The organism is Pseudomonas sp. WS 5010 (assembly GCF_012985565.1).
Classification (GTDB): Bacteria; Pseudomonadota; Gammaproteobacteria; order Pseudomonadales; family Pseudomonadaceae; genus Aquipseudomonas.
In genome coordinates this window covers 655,467-679,773 of sequence record NZ_JAAQWQ010000004.1, presented here as the reverse complement: position 1 = coordinate 679,773, position 24,307 = coordinate 655,467, and the positions used below count along the sequence as shown (strand labels likewise).

The 24,307-nt window shown below is 58.5% G+C and carries 23 protein-coding genes; 11 read left to right on the top strand and 12 right to left on the bottom strand.

Going from position 1 to position 24,307, the window contains the following annotated elements:
• Nucleotides 1–206 precede the first annotated feature (206 nt).
• On the top strand, nucleotides 207–2,198 hold the full coding sequence (locus HBO11_RS16300; protein WP_262381060.1) for an acyltransferase family protein: 1,992 nt from the start codon (nucleotides 207–209) through the stop codon (nucleotides 2,196–2,198).
• Nucleotides 2,199–2,335: 137 nt separating this feature from the next.
• On the opposite strand, the gene HBO11_RS16295 is transcribed toward HBO11_RS16300, so the two are convergent.
• The 4 genes from HBO11_RS16295 to HBO11_RS16280 form a co-directional block, all read right to left on the bottom strand.
• Nucleotides 2,336–2,737 carry a type II toxin-antitoxin system HicB family antitoxin gene (locus tag HBO11_RS16295; RefSeq protein WP_170058902.1) on the bottom strand — a complete coding sequence of 134 codons (402 nt, stop codon included), beginning with the start codon at nucleotides 2,735–2,737 and terminating at the stop codon, nucleotides 2,336–2,338.
• The gene (locus HBO11_RS16290; protein ID WP_170058901.1) at nucleotides 2,734–2,880 is read right to left on the bottom strand and encodes a hypothetical protein; all 147 of its coding nucleotides are present in this window, start codon (nucleotides 2,878–2,880) and stop codon (nucleotides 2,734–2,736) included. Before HBO11_RS16290 ends, HBO11_RS16295 begins: the two co-directional genes overlap by 4 nt.
• 7 nt (nucleotides 2,881–2,887) lie before the next feature.
• Nucleotides 2,888–3,070, bottom strand: a complete 183-nt coding sequence (locus tag HBO11_RS16285; protein WP_170058900.1) for a type II toxin-antitoxin system HicA family toxin — start codon at nucleotides 3,068–3,070, stop codon at nucleotides 2,888–2,890.
• A gap of 592 nt (nucleotides 3,071–3,662) precedes the next feature.
• Nucleotides 3,663–4,112, bottom strand: a complete 450-nt coding sequence (locus tag HBO11_RS16280) for a hypothetical protein (RefSeq protein ID WP_169953788.1) — start codon at nucleotides 4,110–4,112, stop codon at nucleotides 3,663–3,665.
• A gap of 258 nt (nucleotides 4,113–4,370) precedes the next feature.
• On the opposite strand from HBO11_RS16280, the gene HBO11_RS16275 reads away from it, so the two are divergent.
• From HBO11_RS16275 to pqqE, 9 genes are all read left to right on the top strand, one after another.
• Nucleotides 4,371–4,865 (top strand): Lrp/AsnC family transcriptional regulator, encoded by a 495-nt coding sequence (locus tag HBO11_RS16275; protein WP_169901683.1) that lies wholly within the window; start codon nucleotides 4,371–4,373, stop codon nucleotides 4,863–4,865.
• A gap of 146 nt (nucleotides 4,866–5,011) precedes the next feature.
• On the top strand, nucleotides 5,012–6,703 hold the full coding sequence (locus tag HBO11_RS16270) for an NAD(P)/FAD-dependent oxidoreductase (protein ID WP_169953786.1): 1,692 nt from the start codon (nucleotides 5,012–5,014) through the stop codon (nucleotides 6,701–6,703).
• An 11-nt stretch (nucleotides 6,704–6,714) separates the two neighbouring features.
• Nucleotides 6,715–7,509: a carbon-nitrogen hydrolase family protein gene (locus HBO11_RS16265; RefSeq protein WP_169953784.1), complete on the top strand. Its 795-nt coding sequence runs from the start codon at nucleotides 6,715–6,717 to the stop codon at nucleotides 7,507–7,509.
• A gap of 50 nt (nucleotides 7,510–7,559) precedes the next feature.
• Nucleotides 7,560–9,947 carry a pyrroloquinoline quinone biosynthesis protein PqqF gene (pqqF, locus tag HBO11_RS16260; RefSeq protein ID WP_169953782.1) on the top strand — a complete coding sequence of 796 codons (2,388 nt, stop codon included), beginning with the start codon at nucleotides 7,560–7,562 and terminating at the stop codon, nucleotides 9,945–9,947.
• A 163-nt stretch (nucleotides 9,948–10,110) separates the two neighbouring features.
• Nucleotides 10,111–10,185 (top strand): pyrroloquinoline quinone precursor peptide PqqA, encoded by a 75-nt coding sequence (pqqA, locus tag HBO11_RS16255; RefSeq protein ID WP_003194766.1) that lies wholly within the window; start codon nucleotides 10,111–10,113, stop codon nucleotides 10,183–10,185.
• 75 nt (nucleotides 10,186–10,260) lie between these two features.
• Nucleotides 10,261–11,172 (top strand): pyrroloquinoline quinone biosynthesis protein PqqB, encoded by a 912-nt coding sequence (gene pqqB / locus HBO11_RS16250; RefSeq protein ID WP_169953780.1) that lies wholly within the window; start codon nucleotides 10,261–10,263, stop codon nucleotides 11,170–11,172.
• A 10-nt stretch (nucleotides 11,173–11,182) separates the two neighbouring features.
• Nucleotides 11,183–11,935, top strand: a complete 753-nt coding sequence (gene pqqC / locus HBO11_RS16245) for a pyrroloquinoline-quinone synthase PqqC (protein ID WP_169953778.1) — start codon at nucleotides 11,183–11,185, stop codon at nucleotides 11,933–11,935.
• The gene (gene pqqD / locus HBO11_RS16240; RefSeq protein ID WP_169953776.1) at nucleotides 11,932–12,207 is read left to right on the top strand and encodes a pyrroloquinoline quinone biosynthesis peptide chaperone PqqD; all 276 of its coding nucleotides are present in this window, start codon (nucleotides 11,932–11,934) and stop codon (nucleotides 12,205–12,207) included. The genes pqqC and pqqD overlap by 4 nt, the downstream gene beginning before the upstream one ends.
• Complete coding sequence (gene pqqE / locus HBO11_RS16235) at nucleotides 12,179–13,330, top strand: pyrroloquinoline quinone biosynthesis protein PqqE (RefSeq protein WP_169953774.1); 1,152 nt, start codon at nucleotides 12,179–12,181, stop codon at nucleotides 13,328–13,330. Before pqqD ends, pqqE begins: the two co-directional genes overlap by 29 nt.
• Before the next feature lie 5 nt (nucleotides 13,331–13,335).
• Here the strand turns inward: pqqE and HBO11_RS16230 are convergent, their stop codons facing one another.
• The 4 genes from HBO11_RS16230 to HBO11_RS16215 form a co-directional block, all read right to left on the bottom strand.
• Nucleotides 13,336–13,494, bottom strand: coding sequence for a YqaE/Pmp3 family membrane protein (locus HBO11_RS16230; protein ID WP_010207008.1), 159 nt, complete (start codon nucleotides 13,492–13,494; stop codon nucleotides 13,336–13,338).
• Nucleotides 13,495–13,592: 98 nt separating this feature from the next.
• Nucleotides 13,593–13,913, bottom strand: a complete 321-nt coding sequence (locus HBO11_RS16225) for a DNA-binding transcriptional regulator (RefSeq protein ID WP_169953772.1) — start codon at nucleotides 13,911–13,913, stop codon at nucleotides 13,593–13,595.
• Nucleotides 13,897–14,262, bottom strand: a complete 366-nt coding sequence (locus HBO11_RS16220; RefSeq protein WP_169953770.1) for a type II toxin-antitoxin system RelE/ParE family toxin — start codon at nucleotides 14,260–14,262, stop codon at nucleotides 13,897–13,899. The genes HBO11_RS16225 and HBO11_RS16220 overlap by 17 nt, the downstream gene beginning before the upstream one ends.
• A gap of 232 nt (nucleotides 14,263–14,494) precedes the next feature.
• Entirely contained in the window at nucleotides 14,495–15,766 is a 1,272-nt protein-coding gene (locus HBO11_RS16215; RefSeq protein WP_169953769.1) for an aminotransferase class III-fold pyridoxal phosphate-dependent enzyme, read from the bottom strand.
• Between the two features lie 206 nt (nucleotides 15,767–15,972).
• Here HBO11_RS16215 and HBO11_RS16210 point away from each other — a divergent pair, with 206 nt between their 5' ends.
• Nucleotides 15,973–16,893, top strand: a complete 921-nt coding sequence (locus tag HBO11_RS16210; protein WP_169953768.1) for a LysR family transcriptional regulator — start codon at nucleotides 15,973–15,975, stop codon at nucleotides 16,891–16,893.
• 227 nt (nucleotides 16,894–17,120) lie between these two features.
• On the opposite strand, the gene HBO11_RS16205 is transcribed toward HBO11_RS16210, so the two are convergent.
• The 4 genes from HBO11_RS16205 to HBO11_RS16190 form a co-directional block, all read right to left on the bottom strand.
• Nucleotides 17,121–18,899 carry an acyl-CoA dehydrogenase C-terminal domain-containing protein gene (locus HBO11_RS16205; protein ID WP_169953767.1) on the bottom strand — a complete coding sequence of 593 codons (1,779 nt, stop codon included), beginning with the start codon at nucleotides 18,897–18,899 and terminating at the stop codon, nucleotides 17,121–17,123.
• Nucleotides 18,900–19,054: 155 nt separating this feature from the next.
• Nucleotides 19,055–20,839, bottom strand: coding sequence for an acyl-CoA dehydrogenase C-terminal domain-containing protein (locus tag HBO11_RS16200; protein ID WP_169953766.1), 1,785 nt, complete (start codon nucleotides 20,837–20,839; stop codon nucleotides 19,055–19,057).
• Nucleotides 20,840–20,929: 90 nt separating this feature from the next.
• Nucleotides 20,930–22,222 (bottom strand): GGDEF domain-containing protein, encoded by a 1,293-nt coding sequence (locus HBO11_RS16195; RefSeq protein WP_169953765.1) that lies wholly within the window; start codon nucleotides 22,220–22,222, stop codon nucleotides 20,930–20,932.
• A 208-nt stretch (nucleotides 22,223–22,430) separates the two neighbouring features.
• Nucleotides 22,431–24,236 (bottom strand): phenylacyl-CoA dehydrogenase, encoded by a 1,806-nt coding sequence (locus HBO11_RS16190; protein ID WP_029296902.1) that lies wholly within the window; start codon nucleotides 24,234–24,236, stop codon nucleotides 22,431–22,433.
• Nucleotides 24,237–24,307: the final 71 nt, after the last annotated feature.

Sequence of the window (24,307 nt, the reverse complement as noted above, 5' to 3'; positions counted from 1 at the left end):
CACTTTATTCGCAGCTAACGGTCGCTAGCCTGTTCGTTCCTTCGGAAACCGTTAACAAACGCCAATGCAAATAGTGTTTTAAATACCAGACTGGCAACTCAGTAAATGGTTAGTTTGCTGCCAAGGGTTACACGAGTAGGTGAGCACCATATTTTAATAAGCCCTATTGTAAGGGTGGAAAACTTGAGATTTTAGTATTGAACAATATGGACGTTAAAAGCAGCAACTTTAGGGGCGACATAAATGGGTTGCGTGCCTGGGCGGTGGTTTCAGTAGTTCTTTATCACTTTGGCGTGTTCGGTTTTTCTGGAGGTTTCATCGGTGTAGATGTTTTTTTTGTGATCTCTGGTTATTTAATGACCGGCATAATCGCGAAAGGCCTATCTAACTCCCTGACTTCAAATAAGCGGTTTTCGGTGCTAGAGTTTTATGTATCTAGAGCCAAGCGCATCCTACCTGCGCTAATTGTTTTATGTGGCTTCGTTTTGATTCTTGGGTGGGCCATTTTATTGCCGGGAGAATATCGTACGCTTGGCGCTTATACGCTTAGTGCGCTGGGATTTTTTTCGAATATAAAATTTAGACGTGAGTCGGGGTATTTTGACGCCGCCTCCCACGAAAATTTACTGTTGCATACATGGTCGCTTTCGCTTGAGTGGCAGTTCTATATAATTCTCCCGCTAGTAATGCTGGGGGCGTGGAAGCTCCGCCCAAAAATATCAACTCTAAAAATAGTCGTACTTCTTTGGCTTGCGCTATCGCTTTATTGGTCGCTTACGATAACTCCGCACAAACCCACAGCGGCATTCTATCTTCTTAAGAGCAGGGGGTGGGAATTGCTCGCGGGCGGGATTGTTTATCTGTGGGCTAACAATGTTTCGATGACGGCGAATCTTAAAAGGATTCTTGAGGGGCTTGGCTTTTCATTGATAATTTTATCAATTTTTTTATTTGATCAAAACAGCCAGTGGCCAGGTTGGCGTGCAATAGTGCCAGTTCTTGGGACGGCATTAGTGTTAGTTGCAGCAAGGCAGGATTCGTGGTGGACCGGCTCAAAGCTAGCACAATGGTTAGGAGACTGTTCTTACTCCTTGTATCTTTGGCATTGGCCAATAGTAGTGGTTCTGATGTTTTTGAACCTGAAAGGTCACACATTCGCTGTACTGATCGGATTGGTGTTGTCTCTGTTTTTCGGTTGGATATCTTACCGATATGTTGAAACACCTGTGCGTATAGGCTTGTCCAAAAAGCCTATGATCCCATCGGTGATATTTTTGTTGATTGGGGCCCTAACAATAAGTGCCTTTAGCACGCTGATTCGCCAGAAAGATGGTTTTCCAAGCCGGGTATCACCACAAACAAACGCAATATTTAACGAAGCGCTTAATAAGAATCCGCGTTTAGAAGAGTGCGCATCCGCATCATTTGGTATCGGCTCTAAAGACAACCCTGTACCCAACTGCAAATATGGGAACAATGACATAATCAAAGCGGTAATGATTGGTGATAGTCACTCTTCATCCCTGATTACATCACTGAAAGCAGCCATTGGGGATGGTGATGTATTGCAGTGGGCTGCCAATGCATGTCCTCTGGCTAGCGGCATATACAGCAAGAACGAAGAGCACAAGTGCCCTGATTACTTGACTTGGGCGCTGAAAGAAGCCAAGAAGCTACCAAGCAATGTACCTGTTGTTTTAGTAAATAGATTCTCACTTTATTTATATGGCCCAAATGAAATTGACCCGCCACTGGCAAAACTCATGTCTCAGTCCACCTCTAAAAATGGAGACATAAAAAGCGATGAATATGCTGCCGAAATGAGAGCGGGCATACTTAAAACCGTGTGCGAGCTTTCTAAAGACAGGGATGTTTACATCGTCAAGCCTGTGCCAGAACTAGGTTTTAACGTTCCTGCCAGTATGGGGCGGTCGATGATTTTTAATGTACCCACGAGGGTTTCAGTAACGCTAGATCAATATGACAAAAGAAACTCATCCGCTTTAAAAACACTCGACTTGGCGGTAGATCAATGCGGCGCAAAACTTCTCGACCCAACTCCATATTTATGTGACAAAGATACATGCTGGGGAGATGTTAACGGACTCCCAATTTATTTTGATGACGATCATCTAAATGAAAGAGGTAGTGAGATTCTAATTCCTATGTTTCAAAAAATAGGCAAACCAAACTCATAGAATCAATACAACTCCCGATTCGGTGGTCGGGAGTCAGCGACCAAAAAACACATAGGTACTCACACCATAACTATTACCTGTACTTTAAAAGACAAAGGGCGCCAATTGGCGCCCTTTCTGTAAGTCATTTCGATTGGTTAAGTGCACAACTCTCGTAGCGCTGCAGTGGCTAGAAAGCCTGATCGCGATGCGTATCGGTGATCCTTCTGCACCTTTTCATCAATCCGATTCAGCAGATGCTCAGGCAACGAGGCATTGAATCTAACCGACTTGCCCAGGTATGGAGTCAGATCGAAGTCGATCACCGCCCACACACCATCCGCGTAATCTGGATTGCCCAAGTGCGCATCTACTTCTTGTGCTTGAGGTAAAGCCTCGTCGTCCGCAACGAGCCCTTCCAGGTGTAGCGCCAGTGCCTCACGTACATTTTCAAGCGCTTCCGAGAAGGTGCTGCCAGCTGAGAAGCATCCGGGCACGTCTGGCACGGTCACACTAAAATCAGAATCCGCGTCTTTATGTATTACGACTGGAAATTTCATTTACATAATTCTCCCTTGAGAATTAACACGCTCGTTACACCGAGCGCTTGAGATTCAGTATCTGTAGGTTTGAGGGCTTCATAAAGCCCCCAGTCGCCCAGTACCGCCTCACCGGAGCCCTTGTCGGGGTCTTCGGTGGTCAAACCGGCCTCACTTGAGGCCGGCGCTTTTCAGTATGCTGTGCAACGTTCCTTTCGCTATTTCAGTCTTGGGGTGTGGAACCGTCACCCTGCCTTTTTTGGTTGGGTGTTTGAACTGGTGGTGACTCCCCTTTACCGCCACTTCAAACCACCCATCCGCCTCGATTAACTCAATGACCTCTCGACTTCGCATCAACCCCCTCCCTTCGCTTCAATGTTGTGTATAGTACACACGATTGGCACTACAGTCAAGGACCAATACACACGATACACACGAAAAGATCTGCGTGTGGTAAAAGATTGCAGCCAAAGAAAAAATGAGACGAAAAAGCACTTATCCCCCTCCCGCCGACGGGCTTTGCGTCCGTTTTTTGTGCAAACCCGCAGGGTGGTGCAATCAGGGTGCCAGGCCACGCCGGCCGTGGGGCTTCGCGGGGTAACGGTGATTGCACGATGTGAAAGGTTTTGCAAAGAAGTGCAACGAACGAGTCGGAGAGTGTCCAAAAAGTGTCCAAAACTTTTATCACCCCGTGGGAAATATGGGGCAAAAGGCCAATAAAAATGGCAGTTCCTAGAGTTTTCCCAATAGACACTGGTGCTTTTTTTGGGCTCATAATCCCTTGGTCGTAGGTTCGAGTCCTACTGGGCCCACCAAATTGAAAGCCGCGCACTGCGCGGCTTTTTTTGTTTCTGGAGGCTGGAAATCCAAGAGGCTGGCCGCTAACTCTCAGGGCCTACATTCAGCGCGCAGGGCATACATACCGCCAAGCCATGGAGAGGCCTGACTACTGGGACACACCAACATATTCGTCCCTCCACTTTGCGAAGTCGGAGCGAGTCTTATAAATAACGTCATCAACTATATAAGCCCCTCTGGCAACTTCGCCAGGAAAATCAATAATAAACGCAAACCTTAAGCTATAGCTTTCTGACGGTTGATGGCGATATCTCTCTTCTTCAGAAAGATCCTTAATGTACATTTTATTTTCACCAGGTCGTTTTTTTGAAAACGATTCCCAGTCGATGGCAACTCCATCTGGATTAATTATTCGATACCTTTCTGGCTGACTATCAACATTCCACACAATAAACGCACCATTCGGACCGTCAGCAACATTGCGAACAATACCAATCACACCTGGCTTCAAAATATTATTGTTTGCCCTATTCTTCGGCTCCAGCAGTGTAGTCCTATGACCATCAATAAAAACCTCAACCAATGCTTTAGTACTCATGACGGACTCCATCAATTAGACTTTTAAACTTGAGTCTAAAATGCACCTATCGCCCCAACAACTGTGAAAACTAACAGGGTGCAATAACTATTTTGAATATTTTCCATAACCCTCAGGAATTACGACTTTGAATATTCCTGGTGCACTCGCCGCTGAATAATTTCCGGTGTAGCGCACGCGCAGGACTCGAAGATCTTTTTTGATCCAGTCGGGCAACGCGTTAACGAATGCTCCCCCCGTGAAATACGAGCCTGTAACATGCCCCAACCGCCACCCGCATCGGAGCCGCACTTGTCCATCCCCCGCCCGCCCCTCCTCGATGAAATCGACCGCCAACTAATCGCCGCCTTGCAGCTCAACGCCCGTGAAAGCGTGGCGATGCTCGCCCGGCAATTGGGGATTGCCCGTACCACGGTGACCTCGCGCCTGGCGCGCCTGGAAAAGACCCAGGTGATTACCGGCTATGGCGTGCGCCTTGGCCAGCGTGTGGTGGATGGTGGGTTGCAGGCGTATGTGGGGATCACGGTGCAACCGCGCTCTGGCAAGGAAGTGCTGCGTCGACTCAGCGCCATGGCCCAGGTCCAGCAGTTGTGTGCGGTCAGTGGCGAGTTTGATTATGTGGCCTGGCTGCGCACCGATTCGCCGGAGCAACTTGATCAACTGCTGGACCAGATCGGCAGTGTCGATGGGGTAGAAAAGACCACCACCTCGATCATCCTTAGCAACAAATTGGATCGTGGGCAGCCAATCTGACCACCATTTTCGTCACTTCGACTAAAAACAATCCAAAACGACGACACTTTGCGTCTTATTAACGAGCGCTACGCTCCCTAGAATGGCTGCCATCTTTTCCTATACTCCACGGGTCGTGCCCCGTGCAGTTGCCAGCAAGGTCAGCCATGAACGCCACTAACAAGAACAATCGCCACCCTGCAGACGGTAAAAAACCCATCACCATCTTTGGCCCGGACTTCCCGTTCGCCTTCGATGACTGGATCGAACACCCGGCTGGCTTGGGCAGTATTCCTGCCGCCCACCATGGCGCCGAAGTGGCGATTGTCGGTGCGGGTATCGCCGGGCTGGTGGCCGCCTACGAGCTGATGAAGCTCGGCCTCAAGCCGGTGGTGTACGAGGCCTCGAAAATGGGCGGGCGCCTGCGGTCCCAGGCGTTTGAAGGGGCCGAAGGCATCATCGCCGAACTGGGTGGCATGCGTTTCCCGGTGTCCTCGACGGCGTTCTACCACTATGTGGATAAGCTGGGCCTGGAGACCAAGCCCTTCCCCAACCCGTTGACACCGGCCTCCGGCAGCACCGTGATCGACCTGGAAGGCCAGACCCATTACGCACAGAAACTCGCCGACCTTCCTGCGCTGTTCCAGGAAGTGGCTGACGCCTGGGCCGATGCATTGGAAGCCGGTTCGCAGTTCAGCGATATCCAGCAGGCCATCCGCGACCGCGATGTGCCACGCCTCAAAGCGCTGTGGAATACCCTGGTGCCGCTGTGGGACGACCGCACGTTCTACGATTTCGTCGCCACTTCCAAGGCGTTCGCCAAGCTGTCGTTCCATCACCGCGAAGTGTTCGGCCAGGTCGGTTTTGGCACCGGTGGCTGGGACTCCGATTTCCCCAACTCGATGCTGGAAATCTTCCGCGTGGTGATGACCAACTGCGACGATCACCAGCACCTGGTGGTCGGTGGCGTGGCGCAGGTGCCCATGGGGATCTGGCGCCATGTGCCAGAGCGTTGCGCCCACTGGCCAGCCGGCACCAGCCTCAGTTCCCTGCACCACGGCGCGCCGCGGGCCGGGGTCAAGCGCATTGCCCATGCCGCCGACGGGCGCTTCGCGGTGACCGACAATTATGGCGACACCCGGGAATACGCCGCCGTGCTGACCACCTGCCAGAGCTGGCTGCTGACCACCCAGATCGAATGCGACGAAAGCCTGTTCTCGCAAAAAATGTGGATGGCCCTGGACCGCACGCGCTATATGCAGTCGTCGAAAACCTTCGTCATGGTCGACCGGCCTTTCTGGAAGGACAAAGACCCGGAAACCGGCCGCGACCTGATGAGCATGACCCTCACCGACCGCTTGACCCGCGGCACCTACCTGTTCGACAACGGCGACGACAAACCGGGGGTCATTTGCCTGTCTTACTCGTGGATGAGCGACGCCCTGAAAATGCTGCCGCAGCCCATCGATAAACGGGTCAAGCTGGCCCTCGATGCGCTGAAAAAGATCTACCCGAAAGTCGATATCAAGGCGCGCATCATTGGCGACCCGATCACCGTTTCCTGGGAGGCCGACCCGCATTTCCTCGGTGCTTTCAAGGGCGCGTTGCCGGGCCACTATCGCTATAACCAGCGCATGTACGCGCACTTCATGCAAAAGGATATGCCGGCCGAGCAGCGCGGGATTTTCATCGCCGGCGACGACGTATCCTGGACCCCAGCCTGGGTCGAAGGCGCAGTGCAAACCTCGTTGAACGCGGTTTGGGGCATCATGACCCACTTCGGTGGCAGTACCCACCCGCAAAACCCGGGGCCTGGGGATGTGTTCGATGAGATCGGCCCCATCGCCCTGGCCGAATAAGGAGTCAAGCCATGCGTGTCGCCCTGTACCAATGCCCGCCATTGCCACTGGATGTAGCCGGCAATCTCAAGCGCCTGCACCACGTCGCCCATGAAGCGGGCGATGCAGACCTGTTGGTGCTGCCGGAAATGTTCCTCACCGGCTACAACATTGGTGCTGAAGCGGTGGGCGCGCTGGCCGAGACGCAGGATGGACCGGCAGCGCAAACCATTGCCGAACTGGCGCGCAATGCGGGCCTGGCGATTCTTTATGGCTACCCGGAGCGGGCCGAGGACGGGCAGATCTACAACTCCGTGCAACTGATCGACGCCACTGGCCAGCGCCGGTGCAACTACCGCAAGACGCACCTGTTCGGCGACCTCGATCACTCGATGTTCAGCGCCGGCGGCGACGAGTTCCCTATCGTCGAATTGAACGGCTGGAAGCTGGGGTTCCTCATCTGTTACGACCTGGAGTTCCCGGAAAACACCCGGCGCCTGGCCCTGGCCGGTGCCGAGTTGATCCTGGTACCGACGGCCAACATGGTGCCCTTCGACTTCGTCGCGGACGTCACCGTGCGGGCACGGGCCTTTGAAAACCAGTGCTATGTGGCCTACGCCAACTACTGTGGGCATGAAGACCAGATCCAGTATTGCGGGCAAAGCAGCATCGCCGCGCCGAATGGCCAGCGTGTCGCCCAGGCCGGCCTGGATGAAGCGCTGATCGTCGCCACCCTCGACCGTCTGCTGATACGTGACGCACAAGCGGCCAATCACTACCTCGCAGACCGGCGCCCCGAGCTTTATGCCGCGCTGCACAAGCACTGACCACCGCGCTTTGCGCTAGCATAGGCACTTCCTACGTTCTGGAAGTGCTCATGCCTGTGCCGGCCCACCCTCATCACCTGCAACTGACCCTGGCCAATGGCCTGCGCGTTTCGCTGCGTCACGCCCCACGTCTCAAGCGCTGTGCCGCGGCCCTGCGGGTAGCGGCCGGCAGCCATGATGTGCCGTTGGCCTGGCCGGGGCTGGCGCACTTTCTGGAGCACCTGCTGTTTCTCGGCACCGAGGCTTTTCCTACGCCTGACGGTTTGATGGCCTACGTGCAGCGCCACGGTGGGCAGGTCAACGCCAGCACCCGCGAACGCACCACCGACTTCTTCTTCGAAGTGCCCACCCCAGTGTTTGGCGGCGCGCTGCAGCGTCTGGTGGATATGCTCGCTCACCCGCGCCTGGCGATGGACGATCAGTTGCGCGAGCGTGAGGTGTTACAGGCAGAGTTTGTCGCCTGGGCCCAGGATGCCGAGGCACAGCATCAAGTGGCGATCTTCGAAGGCCTCGCTGCCGCGCATCCACTGCGGGGTTTTCATGTGGGCAATCGCGACAGCCTGCCGGTGCCACACGAGGACTTCCAACAAGGTTTGCTGGGGTTTTATCAAGACTTCTATCACACAGGGCAAATGACCCTGAGCCTTGCCGGCCCGCAATCGCTTCAGGAGCTGCAAGCCCTGGCCCAGCACTTTGGCGATCGCCTGCGCGCTGGCCCGCTGCGCCCGCAGCAGGCACCGCCGGCGTTGATGGACAGCAATAAACATCGCTATCAACACCTGGATAAACAGCATCTGCACCACCTCATCGCCTGCAACGCGCCCCGCGAAGCCTTGGACTTCCTCTGCACCTGGCTGAATGCGCAGGCACCTGGTGGTTTGCTGGCCGAGTTGAAAACCCGTGGCTGGGTAAGCGCGCTGCACGCCAGGGTGCCGTACCAGTTCGCCGGGCAGGCGCTGCTGGATATCGAGTTCACCCTGGGGCCCAAGGGCTCACAACAAGTCCCGGCAATCGAAGCACTATTGAACGACTGGTTGAGCTTTTTCGCCCACAGCGACTGGGCTGCGCTGCGCGAAGAATATGCCCGGCTGATCGACCGCCAACAGCAAATCAGTGGCGCCTTGGGCCTGGCCCGTCAGGACAGTGAGAACCTTCAAACTCAGTTGTCCGAGCCGCACTGCCAAGCCCTCAAGGCCATGCTGATTGCACTGCAACCGTCGCCCGCGCAGCAGGCCTGGCAGCTCCCGCCAGGCAACCCATTCCTGCAACGGTCACCCCAGGAACACCGCCCCGGGCTGATTCGCGGGCAGACCAGCGCCCATCGGGGCTTGCGCACCTTCGCTCAGGATCGCTCCCGTGGCCGGCGCGAACTGCCAGGCCTGTCGTTCAGCCAAGCATTGCCGGCCGATAGCGACGAAGGCGCCCTCTACCTGCGCTGGCAACTGGATTCGCCCGCACATGGCTTGGGCAACAGCCTGCAAACACTGCAAACCAACGCCCGTCAGGCCGGGGTGCAAGTGTCCTGGGAAGCCGTAGGCAATGACTGGCTGCTGAAAATGAGCGGGCTGCATGAACCCATGCCCGCTATCGTCGAGCAACTGGCACGCGACCTGACCCAGCCTGACGCCGACCTTTGGCAGGACGCACTCGCCAGGCCGGCGCCGCAGATGGCCATCCGCGAGCTGCTCAAGGCATTGCCGGCCTGCTTTGCCGATATCGCTGACGTCACCGCGCCACCTGACCGTTGGGCCACCGCCCGCTGGCAAGGCCTGGGCATGGGCCTGCCCGCCGCATGCGAAATGGCCATCAACAATGCGGCGGCACGCCTACCCGGGCACTGTGCCGACTGTGAACACAAAGCCCAGCCCATCAACGGCCCGCATCGCTGGCACACCGTAGCAACCGATGGCGACGAAGCCGCCTTGCTGCTGTTTTGCCCGACACCCAGCCAGTCCCTCGCCGACGAGGCCGACTGGCGGTTGCTCGCTCACCTGGCGCAAACCCCGTTTTACCAACGCCTACGTGTCGAGTTACAAGTGGGCTACGCAGTATTCAGTGGCACCCGACAGTTCAATGGGCAAACCGGCCTGCTGTTTGGCGTGCAGTCACCCAATATCGCGCTTGCGGGCCTGTTCGAGCACATCCAGGTCTTTCTCAAGCAACTGCCAGCGTTGATCGGTGGGAGTAACGACTTGGGCAACACCACCCTGGCCCAGCAGTTCTCGCCACAAACACTGCCCACCGCCCAAGCCGCGGAGTTGCTCTGGCAGGCGCATTTGGCGGGGCGTGGCGCGGACTATCTTGAGCAACTGCAACAGATGATCCAGGCGCGCAACCGGCAGAACCTGGTGGATGCGGCGCAGCGACTCGAGCAAGCCGCCGGCGGCTGGCACTGCCTGGCCAATGGTGCGGCGGTGAGCGATGACTGGCAGATATGATTCTGATCGTTGCCGATGCTGCAACAGGCTTTTTCCACCAAGACAGCGCTAGCTTGACGAGAAATGAGTAATATTCCGCCACGCATCTGAACATCTCCGCTTGGAGGTGGACTATATGTATTACTTGGTAGTAAACGTCCCATCCCTTCGTAGGAGTATGAATATGACTTGGTCCAAACCTGCTTACACTGATCTGCGTATCGGTTTTGAAGTCACCATGTACTTCGCCAGCCGCTGAGTGCTTTTGTATTGCAATGCAACGCCTCGGCTCGCCGGGGCGTTTTTATTTTGAGTCTTGTGTGAAGGAGCGGCGATGTTTGTCCAGATTCTAGGTTCGGCGGCCGGTGGCGGTTTCCCGCAGTGGAACTGCAACTGTGTGAACTGCGCCGGCTTTCGCGACGGCAGCCTGCGGGCCCAGGCACGAACCCAATCGTCCATCGCCCTGTCCGACGATGGCGTGAACTGGGTGTTATGCAACGCCTCGCCGGATATCCGCGCGCAACTGCAAGGTTTTGCGCCGATGCAACCGGGCCGAGCACTGCGCGATACCGGGATCAGCGCAATCATCTTGATGGACAGCCAGATCGACCACACCACCGGCCTGCTCAGCTTGCGCGAAGGCTGCCCGCACCAGGTGTGGTGCACCGACATGGTCCACGAAGACCTGAGCACCGGATTCCCGCTGTTCACCATGTTGACTCACTGGAATGGCGGCCTCGATTGGCAGCGCATCGAGCTGGATGCCAGCTTCACTATTCCCGCCTGCCCCAACCTGCGCTTCACCCCGCTGCCTCTGCGCAGTGCCGCGCCGCCCTACTCGCCCCATCGGTTCGACCCGCACCCCGGTGACAATATCGGCCTGATCGTCGAAGACCTGCGCACCGGCGGCAAACTGTTCTACGCCCCCGGCCTGGGCAAGGTAGACGCGCCGCTCTTGGAGATCATGGCCGGCAGCGACTGCCTGTTGGTGGATGGCACGATGTGGGATGACGATGAAATGCAGCGCCGTGGCGTCGGCACCCGCACCGGCCGCGAAATGGGCCACCTGGCACAAAACGGCCCCGGCGGCATGCTGGAGGTACTGGAGCAACTGCCCAAGCAGCGCAAGGTGCTTATCCACATCAACAACACCAACCCGATCCTCGACGAAGACTCTGCCGAGCGAGCCGAGTTGGCGCGGCGCAATGTAGAAGTAGCCTACGACGGCATGAGCATTGAACTGTAGGAGAGCCCCAATGACCGATACACCGCTGAACCCCGCCGACTTTGAACAGGCCTTGCGGGCCAAGGGCGCCTTCTACCATATCCATCACCCCTACCATGTGGCGATGTATGAAGGCCGGGCCACCCGCGAGCAGATCCAGGGCTGGGTCGCCAACCGGTTCTACTACCAGGTGAACATTCCGCTGAAAGACGCCGCGATCCTGGCCAACTGCCCGGACCGGGAAATCCGCCGCGAATGGATCCAGCGCCTGCTCGACCATGATGGCGCCCCCGGCGAAGACGGCGGTATCGAAGCCTGGCTGCGCCTGGGCCAGGCCGTGGGCCTGGACCCGGATCAACTGCGCTCCCAGGAACTGGTGCTGCCCGGCGTGCGGTTTGCCGTCGATGCCTACGTCAATTTCGCCCGCCGGGCCAGTTGGCAGGAAGCCGCCAGCAGCTCGCTGACCGAGCTGTTCGCCCCGCAGATCCACCAGTCGCGCCTCGACAGCTGGCCCCAGCATTACCCATGGATCGACCCTGCCGGCTACGAGTATTTCCGCACCCGCCTGGGCCAGGCCCGACGTGATGTCGAGCATGGGCTGGCGATCACGCTTGCGCACTACACCACCCGCGCCGGCCAGGAGCGGATGCTGGAGATTCTCCAGTTCAAACTGGACATCCTTTGGAGCATGCTCGATGCCATGAGCATGGCCTACGAACTGAACCGCCCGCCTTATCACAGCGTGACCGCGCAGCGGGTCTGGCATAAAGGGATCACCCTATGAGTTTTGACCGCAGCAAAAAGCCGACGTGGCGCCAGGGCTATCGCTACCAGTACGAGCCGGCGCAGAAAGGCCATGTGTTGCTGTACCCCGAAGGCATGATCAAGCTCAACGACAGTGCTGGGTTGATTGGTGGCTTGATCGACGGTGAGCGCAGCGTGGCAGCGATCATTGGCGAGCTGGAGCAGCAATTCCCCGGCGTGCCCGAACTCGGTGAAGACATCGAGCAATTCATGGAGGTCGCACGTGCAGAGCACTGGATCGAACTTGCCTGAAAAGCCCGAGATTGGCCTGCCGCTATGGTTGCTCGCCGAGCTGACCTACCGCTGCCCGCTGCAATGCCCGTATTGCTCCAACCCGCTGGACTTCGCCGAACAAGGCAAGGAGCTGAGCACCGAACAGTGGATCAAGGTGTTTCGCGAGGCCCGGGAGATGGGTGCGGCACAACTGGGGTTTTCCGGCGGTGAGCCGCTGGTGCGCCAGGATCTTGCCGAACTGATCGGCGAAGCCCGCAAGCTGGGGTTCTATACCAACCTGATCACCTCCGGCATCGGCCTGACCGAGCAGAAGATCAGCGACTTCAAAAAGGCTGGCCTGGACCATATCCAAATCAGTTTCCAGGCCAGCGACGAGCAGGTGAACAACCTGCTGGCCGGCTCCAAAAAGGCCTTCGCGCAGAAGCTGGAAATGGCCCGGGCGGTCAAAGCCCATGGTTATCCGATGGTGCTGAACTTCGTCACTCATCGACACAATATCGACAAGATCGACCGCATCATCGAACTGTGTATTGCCCTTGAGGCGGACTTTGTCGAGCTCGCCACCTGCCAGTTCTACGGCTGGGCCCAGCTTAACCGCGTCGGCTTGCTACCGACCCAGGCACAACTGACCCGCGCCGAACGCATCACCAACGAATACCGCGCCAAGCTGCAAGCCGAAGGTCACCCCTGCAAGCTGATCTTTGTCACGCCGGACTACTACGAGGAACGCCCGAAAGCCTGTATGAATGGCTGGGGCAGTATCTTTCTGACAGTCACACCAGACGGCACCGCCCTACCTTGTCACGGCGCCCGACAGATGCCGGTGCAGTTTCCCAATGTGCGCGACCACAGCATGCAGCACATCTGGTACGACTCGTTTGGTTTCAACCGCTTTCGCGGCTACGACTGGATGCCCGAGCCGTGCCGCTCGTGCGACGAGAAGGAAAAGGACTTCGGCGGCTGCCGCTGCCAGGCCTTCATGCTGACTGGCGACGCCAGCAACGCCGACCCGGTATGCAGCAAATCCGCCGATCACGGGATCATCCTCGATGCCCGACTCGAAGCCGAGCACGCCACGCAGACTATCGAGCAACTGGCTTTTCGCAATGAGCGAAACTCCCGGCTGATCGCCAAAGGCTGAAGGTTTCAGCGCTTGGCGATGATGTATACCGCGTGAATGATGCCCGGGAAGTAACCGCACAAGGTCAGCAGGATATTCAGCCAGAACGCGCCGGCGAAGCCCACTTGCAGGAACACACCCAATGGCGGCAACAGGATGGCGATGATGATACGAATGATATCCATGGGTTCAGCTCCGAAAAATCGGCTCGTGTGAGCCGTACAGCTAATCGACCCTGGCCGCGCGTGAGGGTTCAGTGGAATCTGGCACCGGGCCATCCTCCTCAGGCGAGGATCTCCAACCCGTGCTTTTGCACGATGCTCAGCAACTTGAGCGCCATGCCGCTGGGCTGCTTCTCGCCGGATTCCCATTGCTTGATTGTCGACGCACTGGTGTTCAGGTAACGGGCGAACACCGGTTGGCTGACATGACTGCGCTCGCGCAGTTGCTTGATCTGGTCGGCAGGTATCTGCGCCGGCACAGGCGCAATGCACATCTCATCGAACTCACGAAGGGTGGTCTTGCTGATGGCGCCGATCGAATGCAGCGCGCTGGCCGATTGGTGGATGGACTCCAGCGCTTCAGTTTCATATTTTTTGCTCATGATGTATCTCCACAAACTCCCTGAGATCCAGTAACTGCTGGATCTGTATTTCGTTTAAGCCCTCATAGGCCTTTGCCAATGCCCTAAACCCAGCCAATTCCTTGTGGCTGATATTGCTCTGGTCTTGTTTGGCGAACAGAAACTGATAAACCCAGTAATGCCTGCCCTTCGCCAGGACGATCGAACGATGACGGTTGTGATTGAGGCGTTTCTTCCAAACTCCACCGCCCAAATTATCCGCCTGCCCCCTGAGCATTTGGCCAAATGCCTCGCCCAATTCCATATCACCGATCCAGGCTTTGCGGGCAGCCTCAGCAAAATTCCGGCTTTTGAACAGCCTGAGTTTCATAGGCATCCATTCCTCATAAACATACCACCCAGTGGTACAGATTAGAAAGAGCGCATACAAAAATCCTTGCGCCCTACCGGCACTCCCTGCCGGTGCCCGCTAAAAAGCCATTTATTTCGATGAGGCTCAAGCCTCCTTTTCAATCCAAAAATCACACACAAAAAAACGCCCCCAACCAAAAAAATCAGGCTGGAGGCGCCGCGTATAACGCGAGACGGTTCAGGAATAAAGGTTAAACAGCAATGCCCTTGCGGCACTGCAGTTGGGTGGTATGCACACGGGAAAAAGCGCGGGCCAGACGCAGCAGCATTTCGTCAATATTGCTCTTGCTCACCGTCAGCGCCGGGGTAAAGCGCAGGCAGTCGGGTTGGGGAGCATTGAGGATAAGACCTTCATACAGTGCCGCCTTTACCACCGCATCTGCCGAATCATCTGACAAGCCCAGGCCCAACAAAAGGCCCTGGCCCCGCAGTTCGCCCTGGCCATAGCGGTGGGCAAGGCGCGCCAGGCCTTCGCCCAGGTATTGGCCGGTATCACGCACGTGTTCGAGGAAGCCGTGACCCAGCACGCTATCGAGCACGGCGACGCCGGCAGCGGCCATCAGGGCATTGCCGTGATGGGTACCTTCCAGCTCGCCCAGCTCAAAGCAGCAGGCCTTGCCGCGAGCCAGCAACGCCGCCAATGGCACTCCGCCGCCCAGGCCTTTGCCCAGGGTGACGATATCGGCGCGCACGCCGTAGTGTTGTTCGGCCAGCAAGGTGGCGCAACGGCCCATGCCGGTCTGCACTTCGTCGAGGATAAGCAGGATGCCCAGCTCCCGGCACAGCCGCTCCACGCCCTTGAGGTAATGCTCGGTGGCCGGAATGACGCCGGCGTCGCTCTGGATCGGCTCCAGCATGATCGCCACGGTGTGCGCATCGACTGCGGCATGCAGGGCTGGCAGGTCGTTGAACGGTACGTGGCAGAAGCCCGGCAGTTGCGGCTCGAAACGATTGTCGCCAGAGGCCGCCAGTGTAGACAGGCTGCGACCATGACAAGCGTTGCTGGCAGTGATGATGCGATAGGCGCCACTGCGATGCAGTTGGCCCCACTTGCGCGCCAACTTGATGGCCGCCTCGCAGGCTTCCGCACCGCTGTTGAGCAGGTAGGCCTGGTCGCTGCCGGTGCTGTGGCACAGGCGGTCCACCAGGTTCAGTTGGCTACGGTTGTGCAGGCCGCTGCCAGGGTTGATCAGCGCTTGCGCCTGGTCGGCCAACGCGCGCACCAATACCGAAGGGCTGTGGCCAAGGCTGTTGGCAGCACCGCCTTGGGTAAAGTCCAGGTAGGCACGGTCTTCACTGTCCCATAGCCAGGATCCCTGGCCGCGTACGAAAACCTGTGGCGGACGGGCCACGGTGGGCATCAGTGATTGGCTGGAAAGCTCATCACGCAGCATCGGGGTTTTCGCGTCCAGTAACAGATCATCCAGGCTCGGTGCCGGGCGTCGCAGGTTGAACAGGTTCATGCCTGCACACCCCGCAGGTTGTTGGCAACCCTGGATTGGCGCAAGCCCGTCACGTCGTTTTTTGCCTTGCCTATGTAAACACCATCGCTGTAAACGGTATTCATCTCGCTTCTTGGCCCTGTAAGCCCTGTGAATAGGCGCTAGACTAGGCGCCTTGGGGGCGTACAGCCATTTCGATTTTCCAGCTTTTTCGATAAGTGTTACTTATGGATTTCAAGCAACTGCGTTATTTCGTCGCGGTGTACGAGGAAGGCCATGTCGGCCGGGCTGCAGAGCGCCTGTCGATCTCCCAGCCGGCCTTGTCACAGCAAATCCGCCAGTTGGAGCAGAACCTCGACGTGAGCCTGTTCGAGCGCAGCAGCAAACGCCTGTTGCCGACCCTGGCTGCCCACACCTTGTACAACCACGCCCTGCCATTGCTCGATGGCATGCAGCAAGCCGTCGAGGCCCTGCGCCACTTCAAGGGCCAGGCGCTGCGTACCTTGGCCATCGGCGTACTGCAAACCGTGCATACCAGCCTGGTACCGCAGATGCTGGAACGGGTACGCAAGGCCCAGCCGCACCTGGTGGTGCAGATCTACGAGTTGACGGGCCTGGAGATCGAACGCCGCCTGCTCAACGGCTCGCTGGACATCGGCATCAGTTACTTGCCGGCACGCCAGCCCGGTTTGCACGGTGTGCTGCTGTATGAAGATGAACTGAAAGTGGTCATCCCATCCGACCATCCCTTGCGTGAATTCAAGAAGGTCTCCCTCAAGCAAGCGGCGGAACTGCCCATGCTGCTGTTGGGGGAAGAGTTCCAGGTCAGGCAGATCTGGCAGGCACAGTTGGCGAACCTGGGGCGCCGGCCACAGGTCCAAGCGGAGCTGAACACCATGGTGGGGATTCTCGACAGCCTGCCCCATACCAAACTGGCGACGGTACTGCCTGGCCGCTCCCAGGACGAACATAGCAGCCAAGCGCTGTTGTGGAAGCCCTTGAGCGAGCCACGGGTGCCGCTGAAGGTGGGGCTGGTGTGTCGGGATGTGCAACGGCAACAGGCGACGCTTGAGTTGCTGCGCACCTTGCTCGAAGACGTGATGAACGGTCCCCATGGGCCGACGGCCACAGTAGACGGGCTGGCCTGAACTTTTTCGCAGGCAATAAGAAAACCCCGCCGAAGCGGGGCTTTGCAGACTGTTTCCCTGACATCCATTTCACTCCGCCACCCTGGCAGAATCCTACGTGTCCCTGTTGTTGCTTTGCGCTTCCTGCGCGACGTCCATGTGAAGTAGATTAGCTGTGGATCCAATCTGGCGATAGAGGACGATTAGCAGCACGTCACGTAAGAGAATGCTTACACGCCCTCCCCCGCTTAGAACTGCGCTTCGTCCAGCAAGAACAGCGATTCACTGCCGGCTTTGACCGAGGCGCTCAGGGAGTTAATGCGCGGCAGCAGGCGGGCAAAGTAGAAGCGCGCCGTCCCCAATTTGCTGGCGTAGAAGTCTTCCTGGGCCTCTTTACCCAAGGCCGCCTTGGCCATCAGCGCCCACATGTAGGCATAGGCCATGTAGCCAAAGGCGTGCAGATACTCCACCGAGGCCGCGCCGATTTCATTCGGGTTGGTCTTGGCGCGGTCCAGCACCCAGGCGGTCAAGGTGTCGAGCTCGTCCACCGCAGCGCTCAGGGGCTGGGTGAACTCAGCCAGGTCGCTGCTGGCAGTGCTGATGAAATGGCGGATCTCATCGGCAAACAGGGTGTAGAACGCCCCGCCGCTGCCAACGATCTTGCGCCCCATCAAGTCCAGCGCCTGGATACCGTTGGTGCCTTCGTAGATCTGGGTGATGCGCACATCACGCACCAGTTGCTCCTGGCCCCACTCGCGAATGTAACCATGGCCGCCGAAAATCTGCTGGCCGTGCACGGTGGTTTCCAAGCCCAGGTCGGTGAGGAACGCCTTGGAAACCGGGGTCAGCAGCGCCACCAGGTCATCCGCGCGCTTGCGGGTCGCGGCGTCTTCGCTGAACTTGGCGGTGTCCAGTTGCATCGCCACATAAGTGGAGAACGCCCGGCCGCCTTCGTTTGCCGCCTTCATGGTCAGCAACATGCGACGCACGTCAGGGTGGTTGATGATCGGGTCGGCGATCTTGTCCTTGGCCTTGGGGCCGGTCGGCGAACGGCTTTGCAGACGGTCACGGGCGTACTCAACAGCGTTCTGGTAAGAACGCTCGCCAGTCGCCAGCCCCTGGATGCCGACGCCCAGGCGCTCGTAGTTCATCATGGTGAACATCGCCGCCAGGCCACGGTTCGGCTCGCCGACCAGGTAGCCAACGGCTTCGTCGAAGTTCATCACACAGGTCGCAGAGGCCTGGATGCCCATCTTGTGTTCGATCGAGCCACAGGTCACCGGGTTGCGCGCGCCCAGGCTGCCATCGGCATTGACCATGAACTTGGGCACCAGGAACAACGAGATACCCTTGGGACCGGCCGGGGCGTCCGGCAACTTGGCCAGCACCAGGTGGATGATGTTGTCGGTGAGGTCGTGTTCGCCACCGGTGATGAAGATCTTGGTGCCGCTGACCTTGTAGGAACCGTCCGCCTGAGGCTCAGCCTTGGTGCGAATAATCCCAAGATCGGTACCAGCATGCGGTTCGGTCAGGCACATGGAACCGGCCCACACCCCTGCGTACATATTCGGCAGGTAGGTGGCTTTGAGTTCGTCACTGGCGTGGGTATTGATCGACACACAGGCGCCGGACGTCAGCATCGGGTACAGGCCAAACGCCAACCCCGAGGAGTTGATCATTTCTTCGACCTGGGCCGATACGGCCTTGGGCATGCCCATGCCACCGTAGGCTGGATCGCCACCAACGCCGACCCAGCCGCCTTCGGCGTAGGTCTTGTAGGCTTCGGGGAACCCGGCCGGGGTGGTCACCACGCCGTTGTCCCAGCGGCAACCTTCTTCGTCGCCGCTGCGGCTCAAGGGGGCGATGGTCTTGGCGGTGACTTTGCCGGCTTCCTCAAGGATCGCCTCGACGGTTTCAGCATCCACGGTCTCGGCCAGGGCCGGCAGTTGCGCCCACAGCTTGGCAACCTCGAATACTTCGTTGAGGACGAAGCGCATATCGCGCAGCGGCGCTTTGTAGTCAGCCATGGCAAACCTCGTGAGAACGTTAAAAGTGATTCGGTAGGATCGGTTTCACAGACCCAGAGTGTAACCGAACAACTTTTGTGACACATAGGGTCTGCTTGTGACCAACAAGTATTTTTCAGTCACAACGTTCCCTGTAGGAGCCGGTAACCCGGCGCCTACAAGGCGAACAGTTCGGCAGGCAGGCTCATCAGGCAGTCACTGCCCGCTTCCACCGCTGCGCGATGGGCACTGGTGCGCGGTAACAGGCGCTTGAAATAAAACTCGCAGGTCGCCAGCTTGCCCCGGGCGTAATCGCCATCGCCATTGCCCGCATCCAACTGCGCCTGGGCCACCAGGGCCATGCGCAACCACAGGTAGGCGTGGATGATGTAACCGCTGTACATCAAGTAATCCAGGGCGGCGGCGCCGACTTCATCGGGGTTTTTCATCGCGGCCATGCCGACCTTGGTGGTCAATTCGCCCCATTGCTGGTTCAGCTCATTGAGTTGCGTGACCTGGGCCTTGAGTTGCGGGTGCTCGGCATGCGCCGCGCAAAACTTATGCACAATTTTGGTAAAGCCACGCAGCAACTTGCCCTGGCTGCCCAGCACCTTGCGCCCCAGCAAATCCAGGGCCTGGATACCGTTGGTGCCTTCGTAGATCGGCGCGATCCGACAATCGCGCACCAGTTGCTCCATGCCCCACTCACGGATAAAACCGTGGCCACCAAACACCTGCATGCCGTGGTTGGTCACTTCCAGGCCGGTTTCGGTCATAAAGGCTTTGCAGATCGGCGTGAGGAATGCCAGCAAATCCTCCGCTTCCTGGCGTTGCTGCGGGTCGTCGCCCAGGTGCGCGGTGTCCAGCAGTTGCGCGGTGAAGTAAGTCAGGGCGCGGTTGCCTTCGTTGAAGGCTTTCATGGTCAGCAACATGCGCCGCACATCGGGGTGCACGATGATCGGATCTGCCGGCTTATCCGGCGCCTTGGCGCCCGTCAGGGAGCGCATCTGCAAGCGGTCGTTGGCGTACTTGATCGCGCCCTGGAAGCTCGCCTCCCCCAGGCACAGCCCCTGCATGCCCGTGCCCAGGCGCGCATGGTTCATCATGGTGAACATGCAGTTCAGGCCCTTGTTGGCCTCGCCAATCAGGTAACCCTCGGCACCATCGAAATTCAGCACGCAGGTGGCCGAGGCCTTGATCCCCATCTTGTGTTCGATGGAGCCGCAACTGACCCCATTGCGCGCCCCGGAATCGGCGAGGAACTTGGGCACGATAAACAGCGAAATACCCTTGGTGCCAGCAGGCGCATCCGGCAACTTGGCCAACACCAGGTGGATGATGTTTTCGCTCATGTCATGCTCGCCGGCGGAGATGAAGATTTTGCTGCCGGTTACCGCGTAGCTGCCATTGGCCTGGGGCACGGCGCGGGTCTTGATGATGCCCAGGTCCGTGCCGCAATGGGCTTCGGTCAGGCACATGGTGCCCGTCCACTGGCCGGCGGTGAGTTTGCTCAGGTAGGTGTCTTTTTGCTCTGCGGTGCCGTGGGCATGGATCGCCGACATGGCGCCGTGGGTCAGGCCCGGATACATGCCCCAGGAGGTGTTGCTGGAGCCGATCATCTCGCTGAGCACCAAGCCCAGGGAAGACGGCAGGCCCTGGCCGCCGTAGGCCGGGTCCGCCGCCAGGCCGTGCCAACCGCCTTCGACGTATTGTGCGAAGGCTTCCTTGAAGCCTTTGGGGGTGGTCACCACGCCATTGTCGAAATGGCAGCCTTCTTCGTCCCCCGTACGGTTCAACGGCGCAAGCACGTTCTCGCAGAACCTGGCGCCTTCTTCGAGAATCGCGCTGACCATATCCGGGCTGGCCTCGGTGGCCCCCAGGGCAGCGTAGTGAGCTGGGAAATCAAACACGTGATCGATCAGAAAGCGCATGTCGCGCAGGGGGGCTTTATAGGCAGGCATGGTGATGTCTCCGGCGGCAGATTGTTTAAACCTACTGCCGCCAGGAGGCCCGGACAATCACTGTACAGGCGCTGAATACATCACCATCACTCAACCGGCAGCGCCCTGCATGCGCACCGCGCCACGGCGGTTCTGGCCGGCCGCCACCACGCAGTTACGCCCAGCGCCCTTGGCGTTGTACAGCGCCTGGTCGGCGCACTTGAGCACTTCTTCCGGGGTGCGCTGCTCGGCCTGGCGCTCGGCGACGCCGATGCTCACGGTGACCGAGACACTGGAATCGCCGCCGCCCGAACGGCGCTGGCGACCTTGGTGGTCGTCCTGGGGGCGACTGTCCTGATTGCGCAACTTGATGTGGTAGTTGGCAATGATCTCGCGGATTTCTTCCAGGTGCGGCAGGCATTCATCCAGGGTCTTGCCGGCAAACACCACGGCAAACTCTTCGCCACCATACCGATAGGCCCGGCCACCGCCGCTGACTTTCGACAGTTTGCTGGCGACCAACCGCAGCACCTGGTCGCCGACGTCGTGGCCGTGGGTGTCGTTGAAGCGCTTGAAGTGGTCGACGTCGCTCATCGCCAGCACATAGTTGCGCCCCAGGCGCTGCATGCGTTCATTGAGGGCGCGGCGTCCCGGCAGTCCGGTGAGCTCATCACGAAAGGCCATCTGATAGGCCTCATGGGACACACCCGCAGCAATCATCAACATCACCTGGCTGCACATGATGTTCAGGGTGAACGGCAGGATGAAGGTCTGCGGCAACATCCAGAACATTCCCAGCAACCCCACCAACTGCGCGGCGTGCAGCGGCCGAGGCTCGCGCCAGTACTGCGCCGCCAATGCGACAAAGCCCAGCAGGAACATCGGGTACGACAGTTGGATCAGGCTCATCCACGCGCCATGCAGCGCCGGCCAGCGAATCTCCGCCAGCCAGTTGAGCAACGGCCCCGGGTAACTCTGCTCCAGGCCCAGGGCCACGCTGCCGACGGCAAGCAGCACCGCGCAGCGTGCGACAAAGTCGCGGAACAGGTGGGTTTTCTCCTGCCACAAGGCATAGATGCTGAACAGCAGCGGCAACAGCAGGCACACCAGGTGGAACACCACGGCGGCGTCTTCGCGCACGCGGCCATGGTCACGATAGAAATCGGTCTGGGTGTCCAGCAGGAAGTAGGCGACGTACACCGTCACCATCAGGAACAGTTCACGCTGGCGACGGTACACCGCGCAATAGGCACCGCCCAGCAACAGCACCAGGGTCGGCAGGACGTTGAACAGCGAGGTGAAGAAAACGCTGAGGTCCTTGACGTAAGCAGCCGACAACCCCGCTAGCAATAACAGCAACGATGGTAGGAAATGACTGAAACGTACAGCGGACGCGCGCGACAAGGGTAAAGCTCCGACCCACAAAAAAAAGATGGCATAGTGCCTTCATTGCTCACAGTTAAGCACATTCAATGTGACCTGCATCACATTGCCATCACTGTAACGGCAGCAAGGAGCAATCCCTGAGCGCGCCGCTCAGGTTTTTTCAGCCTCCCGCAAAAAAGCCGCCGCTCCCGAAAGAGCGGCGGCTTGGCAGGGAACCGGCCTAGGCTTAGTAGCCCAGGTCGAAGTTCTCTTCTTTCATGTCCATCAGGTTGTTGGCGCCCGACAGCATGGTGGCCACGTGGGTGCGGGTACGCGGCAGGATGCGCTGGAAGTAGAAGCGCGCTGTCTGCAGCTTGGCGGTGTAGAAGCCTTCTTCGCTGGTGCCGGCAGCCAGTTTTTCGGCAGCCAGGCGTGCCATGTCGGCCCAGAAGTAAGCCAGGCAGGCATAACCGGAGTACATCAGGTAGTCCACGGAGGCGGCACCGACTTCTTCACGGTCCTTCATGGCCGCCATGCCGACCTTCATGGTCAACTCGCCCCATTCCTTGTTCAGTGCAGCCAGCGGTGCGACGAACTCGCTGACCGCTGCGTTGCCTTCGTTGGCCTGGCAGAACTTGTGCACGATCTTGGTGAAGCCCTTGAGCGCTTCGCCCTGGGTCATCAGCACTTTACGGCCGAGCAGGTCCAGGGCCTGGATGCCGGTGGTGCCTTCGTACAGCATCGAGATGCGGCTGTCGCGAACGTTCTGCTCCATGCCCCACTCGGCGATGAAGCCGTGGCCGCCGTAGATCTGTACGCCGTGGTTGGCGGATTCAAAACCGACTTCGGTCATGAACGCCTTGGCGATCGGGGTCATGAACGCCAGCAGGCCATCTGCCTGTTTCTTGGCTTCGTCGTCGGTGCCGTATTTGACGATGTCCACTTGCTTGGCGGTGAAGTACACCATCGCACGGTTGCCTTCGGCGAAGGCTTTCATGGTCAGCAGCATGCGGCGTACATCAGGGTGCACGATGATCGGGTCAGCGGCCTTGTCAGGCGCTTTCGGGCCAGTCAGGGAGCGCATTTGCAGGCGGTCACGGGCATATTTGAGGCCACCCTGGAAACCGATCTCGGCGTGGGACAAGCCTTGCAGCGCGGTACCCAGGCGAGCGGTGTTCATAAAGGTGAACATGCAGTTCAGGCCTTTGTTCGCCGGGCCGATCAGGTAACCGGTGGCCGCGTCGAAGTTCATCACGCAGGTGGCGTTGCCGTGGATGCCCATCTTGTGTTCCAGGGAACCACAGGACACCGCGTTGCGCTCACCCACCGAACCATCGGCGTTGGGCAGGAACTTAGGCACGATAAACAGCGAGATGCCTTTGGTGCCAGCCGGAGCATCCGGCAGGCGGGCCAGTACGATGTGGACGATGTTGTCGGCCATGTCGTGCTCACCGGCCGAGATGAAGATCTTGGTGCCGGAGACTTTGTAGGAACCGTCGGCCTGAGGTTCGGCCTTGGTGCGCAGCATGCCCAGGTCGGTGCCGCAGTGCGGTTCGGTCAGGCACATGGTGCCGGTCCACTCGCCCGAGACCAGTTTGGTCAGGTAGGCATCTTGCTGCTCGGGGGTGCCGTGCTCGGAAATGGTATTCATCGCGCCATGGGACAGGCCTGGGTACATGCCCCACGACCAGTTGGCTTCACCGACCATCTCGCTGACGGCCAGGCCCAGGGATTCCGGCAGGCCTTGGCCGCCGTGCGCGACGTCGTGGGCCAGGCTCGGCCAGCCGCCTTCGACGAATTGCTTGTAGGCTTCTTTGAAACCAGTAGGGGTTTTAACGCCTGACTCGCTCCAGGTGCACCCTTCGATGTCACCGACGCGGTTCAACGGGGCCAGCACTTGCTCACAAAACTTGGCGCCTTCTTCGAGAATGGCGTCAACCATGTCTGGGGTAGCGTCCTGGCAAGCCGGCAGACTCTGATAGTGCGCTTCGTAGCCGAGCAGTTCGTCACGAACGAAGCGAATATCACGCAAGGGGGCCTTGTAGTCAGGCATAGCGATAAACCTCTGCTGATGAATCCTGGAATGAACAACCGCGTGGATTTGTTGTAGCGGTCAAACAGTTG